This window comes from Nostoc sp. UHCC 0251 (assembly GCF_034932245.1).
Classification (GTDB): Bacteria; Cyanobacteriota; Cyanobacteriia; order Cyanobacteriales; family Nostocaceae; genus Nostoc.
In genome coordinates, this window is the sequence record NZ_JAYGHD010000432.1 from 1 (window position 1) to 8,833 (window position 8,833).

At 43.5% G+C, this 8,833-nt stretch carries 9 protein-coding genes; 3 read left to right on the plus strand and 6 right to left on the minus strand.

The features are described from left to right. Positions 1-184: 184 nt before the first annotated feature. Positions 185-385 carry a heavy-metal-associated domain-containing protein gene (locus VB740_RS34500; RefSeq protein WP_323204314.1) on the minus strand — a complete coding sequence of 67 codons (201 nt, stop codon included), beginning with the start codon at positions 383-385 and terminating at the stop codon, positions 185-187. 251 nt (positions 386-636) lie between these two features. Between VB740_RS34500 and alaS the strand changes: the two genes are divergently transcribed. Beyond that, positions 637-3,279, plus strand: coding sequence for an alanine--tRNA ligase (alaS, locus tag VB740_RS34505; protein ID WP_323204315.1), 2,643 nt, complete (start codon positions 637-639; stop codon positions 3,277-3,279). A gap of 316 nt (positions 3,280-3,595) precedes the next feature. On the opposite strand, the gene VB740_RS34510 is transcribed toward alaS, so the two are convergent. Beyond that, on the minus strand, positions 3,596-3,844 hold the full coding sequence (locus VB740_RS34510; RefSeq protein WP_323204316.1) for a hypothetical protein: 249 nt from the start codon (positions 3,842-3,844) through the stop codon (positions 3,596-3,598). A 112-nt stretch (positions 3,845-3,956) separates the two neighbouring features. Then, positions 3,957-4,511 carry a methylmalonic aciduria and homocystinuria type D protein gene (locus VB740_RS34515; RefSeq protein WP_323204317.1) on the minus strand — a complete coding sequence of 185 codons (555 nt, stop codon included), beginning with the start codon at positions 4,509-4,511 and terminating at the stop codon, positions 3,957-3,959. A 170-nt stretch (positions 4,512-4,681) separates the two neighbouring features. Here VB740_RS34515 and VB740_RS34520 point away from each other — a divergent pair, with 170 nt between their 5' ends. After that, on the plus strand, positions 4,682-4,819 hold the full coding sequence (locus tag VB740_RS34520) for a hypothetical protein (protein ID WP_323204318.1): 138 nt from the start codon (positions 4,682-4,684) through the stop codon (positions 4,817-4,819). A gap of 74 nt (positions 4,820-4,893) precedes the next feature. On the opposite strand, the gene VB740_RS34525 is transcribed toward VB740_RS34520, so the two are convergent. From VB740_RS34525 to rsmH, 3 genes are all read right to left on the minus strand, one after another. Continuing rightward, positions 4,894-5,100, minus strand: a complete 207-nt coding sequence (locus VB740_RS34525; RefSeq protein ID WP_322639033.1) for a glycogen debranching protein — start codon at positions 5,098-5,100, stop codon at positions 4,894-4,896. Positions 5,101-5,246: 146 nt separating this feature from the next. After that, entirely contained in the window at positions 5,247-5,900 is a 654-nt protein-coding gene (locus tag VB740_RS34530) for a MotA/TolQ/ExbB proton channel family protein (protein WP_323204319.1), read from the minus strand. A gap of 190 nt (positions 5,901-6,090) precedes the next feature. Then, positions 6,091-6,993 carry a 16S rRNA (cytosine(1402)-N(4))-methyltransferase RsmH gene (gene rsmH, locus VB740_RS34535; protein ID WP_323204320.1) on the minus strand — a complete coding sequence of 301 codons (903 nt, stop codon included), beginning with the start codon at positions 6,991-6,993 and terminating at the stop codon, positions 6,091-6,093. A gap of 589 nt (positions 6,994-7,582) precedes the next feature. Between rsmH and VB740_RS34540 the strand changes: the two genes are divergently transcribed. Further along, entirely contained in the window at positions 7,583-8,767 is a 1,185-nt protein-coding gene (locus VB740_RS34540; protein WP_012411270.1) for an NAD(P)H-quinone oxidoreductase subunit H, read from the plus strand. The last annotated feature ends 66 nt before the right edge of the window (positions 8,768-8,833 follow it).

Genomic DNA, 8,833 nt, shown 5'->3' on the forward strand with positions numbered 1-8,833 from the left:
TACATATATAAAACCCAAAACCTTGTAGAGACGTAGCAGTGCTACGTCTCTACGTATATTCGATTAGAGCGCAATCTGCTGTAATGCAATTCCGCCTTTGCTAGAGGCGGAAAAATATAAATAATTTGTTGTTAGCGTCGCCTGAGATAATAAAATCTAAACTTCTGTGAAAGCTAGAATTGCTTCAATAACCTTCAACAGAGTAACCAGCAGCAACAATTACCTGTTTGATTGACTCCTCAGAAGCTGCGGATTCCACCGTGACAGTTTTAGCATTAACATCGACATCCACTCTGGCATCAGGTTCCATAACGTGGATAGATTCAGTAATTGTTTCTGCACATCCTTCACAAGCAATATTTGATACTTTCAGTTTTAGTGCCATTTGCTACCTTAGTATGGGAATTTTAAACTATTTCTTAAGGATTAATTTTAACAACCAAAATGTGAGTACACATCCTGCCAGAGCCAGATAATGGTCTAAAAGCGTCCTAATCAGTGGATATAGCTCACAGACTTGCACAATTAGCTGGCAGTAATATGAAACAAAATGCAAGAATATATAAAGCTATTTATGAAAATACACTTACCTAGTGCCGCTACGCCCAAGCCTAAAGTCCAAAGTTAAAAACACCTATGTCTTCAAATCCCCAGTACCTAAGCGGTAACGAAATTCGCAACATATTCCTCGACTTCTTTGCTCAACGGGAACACCAAATTCTCCCAAGTGCCTCCCTCGTGCCAGAAGATCCAACCGTGCTGCTGACGATCGCGGGGATGCTACCATTTAAGCCAATATTCTTGGGGCAGCGCACACCAGAATTTAAGCGGGCTACGACTTCGCAAAAGTGTATCCGCACCAACGACATCGAAAATGTCGGACGCACCAAACGGCATCACACGTTTTTTGAGATGTTGGGTAATTTCAGCTTTGGTGATTATTTTAAAGAACAAGCGATCGCTTGGGGTTGGGAAATCTCTACACAAGTCTTTGGCTTCTCCCCCCAAAATCTCGTCGTCAGCGTTTTTGAAGATGATGATGAAGCCTTTGGAATTTGGCGCGATCAAATCGGTGTGCCGGTAGCGAGAATTAAACGCTTGGGCGAAGATGATAACTTTTGGGTATCTGGCCCCACTGGCCCTTGTGGCCCTTGTTCAGAAATTTATTACGACTTCCACCCAGAACGCGGTGACGAAAATATCGATTTAGAAGATGATTCCCGGTTCATCGAGTTTTACAACCTCGTCTTCATGCAATATAACCGGGATGCTTCCGGGAATTTAACGCCACTACAAAACAAGAACATCGACACCGGCATGGGTTTGGAGAGAATGGCGCAAATTCTCCAAAAAGTGCCCAATAACTACGAAACTGACCTGATTTTTCCAATTATTCAAACAGCCGCCCAAATTGCTGGCATTGATTACTACAAAAGCGATGAGAAAACCAAAGTCTCTCTAAAAGTTATTGGTGATCACGTTCGTTCTGTTGTCCACATGATCGCCGATGAAATTCGCGCTTCCAACGTGGGGCGGGGTTATGTGCTGCGGCGGTTAATTCGGCGCGTGGTGCGTCATGGGCGATTAATTGGGATTTCTGGTGAATTTACTACCCAAGTTGCCGAAACTGCGATCGCTCTTTCGGAATCAGCTTACCCCAATGTGCGCCAACGGGAAGGGGCAATTAAAGCCGAGTTGCAACGGGAGGAATCGAATTTTCTCAGAACTCTGGATAGAGGCGAAAAACTCTTAGAAGAAATTATCCAAGAGGTGAAACAGCGAGGGGAAACTCAAATTAGCGGTGAAAGTGCATTTACCCTCTACGACACCTACGGATTTCCCCTGGAACTTACTCAAGAAGTTGCCGAAGAAAATCATCTGACAGTCGATGAAGCGGGATTCAATGCCGAAATGCAAAAGCAGGTGGAACGTGCAAAAGCAGCACATGAAACCATCGATTTAACTGTACAAGGTTCCCTCGACAAATTAGCAGAACACATCCAAGTCACCGAGTTTTTAGGCTACACCCAATCGGCGGCGACGGCAAAAGTCGAAGCGATTTTGGTTGAAGGTGTTTCCCAAGAGGAAGTAGAAGCAGGAACACAGGTACAAATTATCCTTGACAAAACGTCATTTTATGCCGAATCTGGGGGACAAATCGGCGATCGCGGTTATATCTCTGGCGATGGAATCGTAGTTCGGGTAGAAGATGTCAAGAAAGAATCTGATTTCTTTGTTCACTTCGGACGCATCGAACGCGGCACACTGCGCGTAGGTGATCCTGTCACCGCCCAAATTGATCCGGCTTGTCGCCGTCGCGCCCAAGCTAACCATACCGCAACCCACCTGTTGCAAGCGGCATTGAAAAAGATCGTTGATGATAGCATTTCTCAAGCTGGTTCCTTGGTATCCTTTGACAGGTTGCGCTTTGACTTCAACTGTCCCCGCGCATTGACAGCAGAGGAAGTCCAACAAATTGAAGAACAGGTGAACGCTTGGATTGCCGAAGCACATACTGCAAACGTGGAAGTATTACCTTTAGCCGAGGCGAAAGCTAGGGGTGCTGTTGCTATGTTCGGCGAAAAATACGGAGATGAAGTACGGGTAATCGACTTTTCTAGCGTATCAATGGAACTATGCGGTGGAACTCATGTCAGTAATACTGCTGAGATTGGCGTCTTCAAGATTATCTCAGAAGCTGGAGTAGCTTCTGGGGTGCGGCGGATTGAAGCTGTTTCAGGGCCAGCAATCCTAGATTATCTCAACCTGCGGGATAAAGTAGTTAAAGATTTGAGCGATCGCTTTAAAGTTAAACCCGAAGAATTACCAGATAGAATCACAAGTCTGCAAAGCGAACTGAGAAATAGCCAAAAGGAATTGGAAACCTTAAAGGTACAGTTAGCGATCGCAAAATCTGACAGCTTGCTGCAAACAGCCCAAACTGTAGGCGATTCTAAAATTATTGTCGCCCAATTAGAAGGTGTTGATCCAGAATCATTGAAAACCGCAGCCGAACGCTTACTGCAAAAAATCGGTAACGGTGCGGTGGTGCTGGGTTCTGTTCCTGAAGAGGGGAAAGTTAGTATAGTTGCAGCTTTTAGTTCAGAAGTGAACAAAAAAGGTTTGCAAGCTGGTAAATTTGTAGGTGCGATCGCTAAAATCTGCGGTGGCGGCGGCGGTGGAAGACCGAACTTAGCCCAAGCCGGTGGACGCGATGCGAGTAAATTACCACAGGCATTGGAACAAGCTGAAACTGAATTAAAGTCCGCGTTGGGTTAACCATCAATCATAAAAGAACCCCAACCCCTGCTCACCTGCGGGGCTAAGGTGTACACACATCTTGGTAATCAACTGGATTTACCCCCCTTAATCTCCCTTGCCAAGAGGGGAAATTCCATTTCTTCCCCAAAGCATCGGCTACGGTGTACACACAAATCACCAATTTTATCCCAATACGGCTCATGTAGAGACGTGATTTATCGCATCTAAAAGACTGATATCATGTCCAGATAATCGCTTACGATAAAAGTGGTGAGTGCAAATATGAGTAATGCCGAAACGAATTAGTGTAGCGACACATCTAAGTATTGAAGAGTTAGAACAACGTTATCGTCAAGCTAAAGATGGGATAGAAACGCGCTAAAAGTTTAGCTTGACGGTAGTGGGCGAAATTATCATCAATTTGAAATACTTGCTGATCAGCTTGAGTGTTACCAAAACACGAACTAAAAGCCATCATCCCCGGCTTAACTTCGTAGCGTCCACTCATCAGAGGAAAATAGCAAGCCACACTATTAGAGGCTTCGACTGTCCTAGCTTCCTGGAACAAGTTGTCTGGAGACACAGATTCTATGATGCTTGTTTTTTAGTCTCCTCATTTCCAATATATATGAAGAGATGAGGGAGAACAGGAAGAAATAATCCATGCCCAATGACAAATGACTAATGACTAATGACTAATGACTTTCTTTCCACCCATGCATGGATGCTACGCCTTTTGTAACCCATTCGATCACAATTGGGGGAGCTTCTGATATCAAAATACTAGGATAAACTGCTGCACCCCAATCGGGATGAACTAACACACGGCATTGATTTTTAATCACTGGATAGTTGAGCAAAGCTTTGACAACTGCTGTGTCATCGTGGGGAATTGCTCCAGGATGAGACAGTAAAGGATAGCCTGTACGAGGGTCGATCAGGTCTGTTAAATAGCCGCGATCGCGCAGATTAAATGCTAAATCACAGCCAAATCGCATAAACTTTTCTCGCAAGCGTTCTTTCTCTGACTCTACTTCTGCTGTCTTGTTGACTAATTGATAACGCGATTGCTGTAATACAATCACTACTCGTAAAAATGGCTGCCGTTTCCAATCTGGTAATATCCGTTCGCAGTTGGCACAGATATATTGACTGGGAGCATGAATTGAAATTTGAACCGCTTGTCCTGTTTCGCCAACTAAATTAATGGGACAGGCTTGCTCCGAAGCGTAAACTTTGGGATAGTTCACTAAATTGATTCGGCTTATACAAATTTTTTAATTTAATCTACGGTATAGATGATACCTCTTAAAAGTTAAGAAAAATCATCATTTTTCTATAATATGTTACTTTTTTTGGAAGTAGTTGCTAATAATTTGATAATTTTAATCCGAATTTTATCCTTTATTAACCTGTTCTCATGAAATTTGCTGCGATCGCTCTAGGCATTGGCATAGATACAGCGTTTAGTAGACAAGCGATGCCTATGGCGGGCTACGCCTATGCAGATGAAATATATTTGATCAAAATCCCAACAAAGCAAAGCAGGTTGGAGTAAGCAGAAAATAACAAAAGTAGTTATGTCTGCCAGGAGATACTTCAGATATGCAGCCTAATTTCTATAGCACCCAATTAATTGAGTTTTAAAGAATTCACCGGCACTTCATCCCAAGAATCGACTGTCCGCAATCGCGCCATCCAACCTGAGGCCTTTTGCCTCTCGGTCAAATTATTCTGAAATGAATCATGACAATCTTTGGCTTGAGATTCATTACAAGTGGCAATACAGGCATGAATCATCCCAGACGGATCGATTTGCTCATTTACCCAAATAGTCATGGAATATTTCCTCAATAACTGTAGCGAACAAAGCTATTCGTTATTTTAGAATACTATTAGAGTCAAAAGTTTTAGAGCAAAATCGGTAACAAATAATGAACTAATCTCAATTACCGATTACTAATTTACAATTACCCAGTGCCGCTTTATTTCTTCGGCAGATATGGTTTATCTCCTCTTTCGTAGCGACGACGGTAGAGTAATTCTAACTGTCCGCCATATTCTTGAATCCAGGCAATCTGCCGCTGGTAGAGTCCCCGGAAGGTATTAGCAAATAAAAGTGTAAATATTGCTACTACCAACCCTGATGCTGTAGATATTAAAGCTTCACTAATTCCAGATGTCACACCTATTGTTTTACTACCTCCCACATCTCCAATATTCAGAGAGGCAAAGGAGTTAATTAATCCTAATACAGTCCCTAAAAGTCCTAATAGGGGCGCAAGACCAATAATTGTCTCAAAAATATTTTGGGAGCGTTTGAGCAAAGGGATTTCGGCTTGTGCTTCACTTTCTAATGCCAAACGGAATTCCTCTGGTGTCGGTTCCTCCAATTCTAAAGCTGCTAAAAAAATTCGGGCGATAGGTAAATCAGCATTTTTTTGCAATTTATCTAAAGCACTAACTATATTATCAAGGCGATAAAGCTGTAATACCTCTCGCACTACCTTGTTTTGCCGCTTATTTATCTTTACCCAAAAGATGATCCGTTCGATAATCAGCGCCACGCCTAGCAAAGAGAACGCTAGCAGAGGCCACATTACTATGCCACCTGCTGTAAACAGATTACTAATTTCCATTTATTATTTTTTAACTCTTCAACAACGCTAGGTTAACAGATTGTTGAGATGGAGGAGTTTACAGCAGTTTTCTTTTGCATGAAGCACAAAGTCACTGGTTTTGAGGCAGGAGGGAGAAGAATAATTTGATTTGTGAATCCTTGGTTCTGTACCTCATTTAGTTACAAGGCGCTGTAACGCTGCATTGTAGTTACAGCAACTTTTCAGCTATCCTCAGTTTGGCCGATCGCGATCGCGGATTCTGACTAATTTCCTCTTCTTGAGCAATAATCGGCTTTTTTGTCAAGACCTTTAATAACGGTGAATTTCTTAAACCATGCTTCACTGGGCGGTCTTCCAAACTGTGAAAACTGATAATCGCAATTCTGCCACCAGGGACAAGGGCATTTGGGGCTTTATCCAAAAAGGTTTCTAGGGATTTTAACTCGTCGTTGACGACAATTCGCAGAGCTTGAAAAACACGGGTAGCGGGGTGAATTCTACCATAACGGTATTTCGGGGGAACTGAAGAAGCGATCGCATCAGCCAATTCTGTAGTAGTGTGTAACGGTCGCCGTTCTACAATACGACGAGCAATGCGCCGCGATAATCTCTCTTCGCCGTACTTAAAGAAAATATCAGCTAATTCTGCCTCATCCCAATTATTGATCACATCAGCAGCAGTTAGCGATCGCCCTCGATCCATTCGCATATCCAAATTCGCAGCTTGGCGAAAGCTAAAACCTCGTTCTGCTTGGTCTAAATGGTAAGAACTTACCCCCAAATCAGCTAAAATACCATCGAAAGTATTAGGGGGAAACTCGTAGTCAGCAAAATTGCTATAAATGAATTGTATGCGATCGCTAAACTCAGCTAAATTCTTTTGCGCGGCGGCTAAAGCATCCTCATCTTGGTCAACTGCCGTTACCCGCACATCCGCCGCAGCTTCTAAAATCAGGCGACTGTGACCACCACCGCCTACCGTCACATCTAAATAATGCCCGCCTGGACGCACCGCCAAACCCTCAATTACCTCCCGTCCCAAAACGGAAATATGGGAAAAAGCCAGTTCTTGTTCTTCTAAATCTAGCGGTGTTTGTGAATCTGATTTCATCTTTAATTTTATTTTTGATAAATAAGGGACTTCCAGAAATTAAATTATTCAATTTTGAGAGCGACTATATGATCGTTAGATTCTTCCTCCTCTGCTTCCCCTGCTTCCCCTGCTCGCCAAAGCGTACCCCTTTGGGGAAGCAAGCTACGCGTAGCGTCCCGCAGGGATGGGATATTTTTTTAGTTGGAAGTCCCTAAATTGACTCCTGTATTCTGACTTCTGAATTCTTATTCAAAAATCTAAATAGCTGTTGGCTGTATACGTACCATTGCCTTAGACACGAACTTATACAAGATTGAACAGGATTTAACAACATCAGGATTTTAAATGCAAAAAGAGATTACATGAAAAAAACCTGTGCCTCAATCCCTTGCATATCAAGCTTCCCTATAATAATTGAAGAGGTGCAACGAAATGAAACATCAATTACAACTCCTCGGCTGCTATCCTCTCTCCAACATAACCCTGTAGAGTCCTAATTATATAGATTGCCCCTACAAACATCGTTTTGGCAGACTAGATAAATCGGTTCTGGTTGGCATCTGGGCGATTCAATTCAAATTTTTCACGAACGGAGAACACGAAATCTATGACCAGACTAGAAACCCGCACTGAACCAATGGTGCTAAACATGGGGCCACACCACCCCTCAATGCACGGGGTTCTGCGGCTAATCATGACTCTGGATGGCGAGGATGTTGTTGACTGTGAACCGGTTATTGGCTATTTGCACCGGGGAATGGAAAAAATCGCTGAGAACCGTACTAATGTAATGTACGTTCCTTACGTTAGTCGCTGGGACTACGCGGCGGGAATGTTCAACGAAGCCGTCACTGTCAACGCCCCAGAAAAACTTGCAGGTGTTGCTGTCCCCAAACGCGCTAGCTACATCCGCGTCATCATGCTGGAGTTGAACCGCATTGCTAACCACTTGCTATGGTTTGGCCCCTTCTTAGCTGACGTAGGCGCTCAAACTCCCTTCTTCTACCAGTTCCGGGAACGGGAGATGATTTATGATTTGTGGGAAGCTGCCACAGGTTATCGGATGGTGAATAATAACTACTTCCGCGTTGGTGGAGTAGCAGCCGATTTACCTTACGGTTGGGTAGATAAGTGTCTGGAATTCTGCGACTACTTATTGCCAAAAGTTGATGAGTACGAGCGTTTAGTAACAGATAACCCCATCTTCCGGCGACGTGTTGAAGGTATTGGAACTATCACCCGTGAAGAAGCAATTAACTGGGGACTTTCTGGCCCAATGTTACGCGCATCTGGGGTGCAATGGGATTTGCGGAAAGTTGATCATTACGAATGCTACGACGATTTCGACTGGGATGTGCAGTGGGAAACCGCTGGTGATTGCTTTGCCCGTTACGTAGTGCGGATGCGGGAAATGCGCGAATCTGTGAAAATTATTCGCCAAGCAATTAAAGGACTTCCTGGCGGCCCTTACGAAAATCTGGAAGCGAAGCGTTTAGCCGCAGGTAAAAAATCCGAGTGGGACGCATTTGATTACCAATTCATCGGCAAAAAAGTTTCCCCTACTTTTAAGATTCCTAAGGGTGAAATCTACGCTCGTGTAGAAAGTGGTAAAGGTGAATTGGGAATTTATTTGGTAGGCGATGATAACGTCTTCCCTGCGCGTTGGAAGATTCGCGCAGCAGATTTCAACAATCTCCAGATTGTCCCACATTTACTGCGCGGGATGAAGGTTGCAGATATTGTGGTAATTCTTGGCAGTGTTGACGTAATTATGGGATCTGTGGATAGGTAGTAAATATCTATCTAAGGAACGTGGATTAAATAAAGTGCAAAAGTAGGGTGTGTTAGCGGAGCGTAA

Bases quoted from the DNA above. Each gene is read 5' to 3' on its own strand.
- rsmH (WP_323204320.1), bottom strand. From the start codon at position 6,993: ATGAAATCAGATTCACAAACACCGCTAGATTTAGAAGAACAAGAACTG.
- alaS (WP_323204315.1), top strand. From the start codon at position 637: ATGTCTTCAAATCCCCAGTACCTAAGCGGTAACGAAATTCGCAACATA.
- VB740_RS34530 (WP_323204319.1), bottom strand. From the start codon at position 5,900: ATGGAAATTAGTAATCTGTTTACAGCAGGTGGCATAGTAATGTGGCCT.
- VB740_RS34520 (WP_323204318.1), top strand. From the start codon at position 4,682: ATGAAATTTGCTGCGATCGCTCTAGGCATTGGCATAGATACAGCGTTT.
- VB740_RS34540 (WP_012411270.1), top strand. From the start codon at position 7,583: ATGACCAGACTAGAAACCCGCACTGAACCAATGGTGCTAAACATGGGG.
- VB740_RS34525 (WP_322639033.1), bottom strand. From the start codon at position 5,100: ATGACTATTTGGGTAAATGAGCAAATCGATCCGTCTGGGATGATTCAT.
- VB740_RS34500 (WP_323204314.1), bottom strand. From the start codon at position 385: ATGGCACTAAAACTGAAAGTATCAAATATTGCTTGTGAAGGATGTGCA.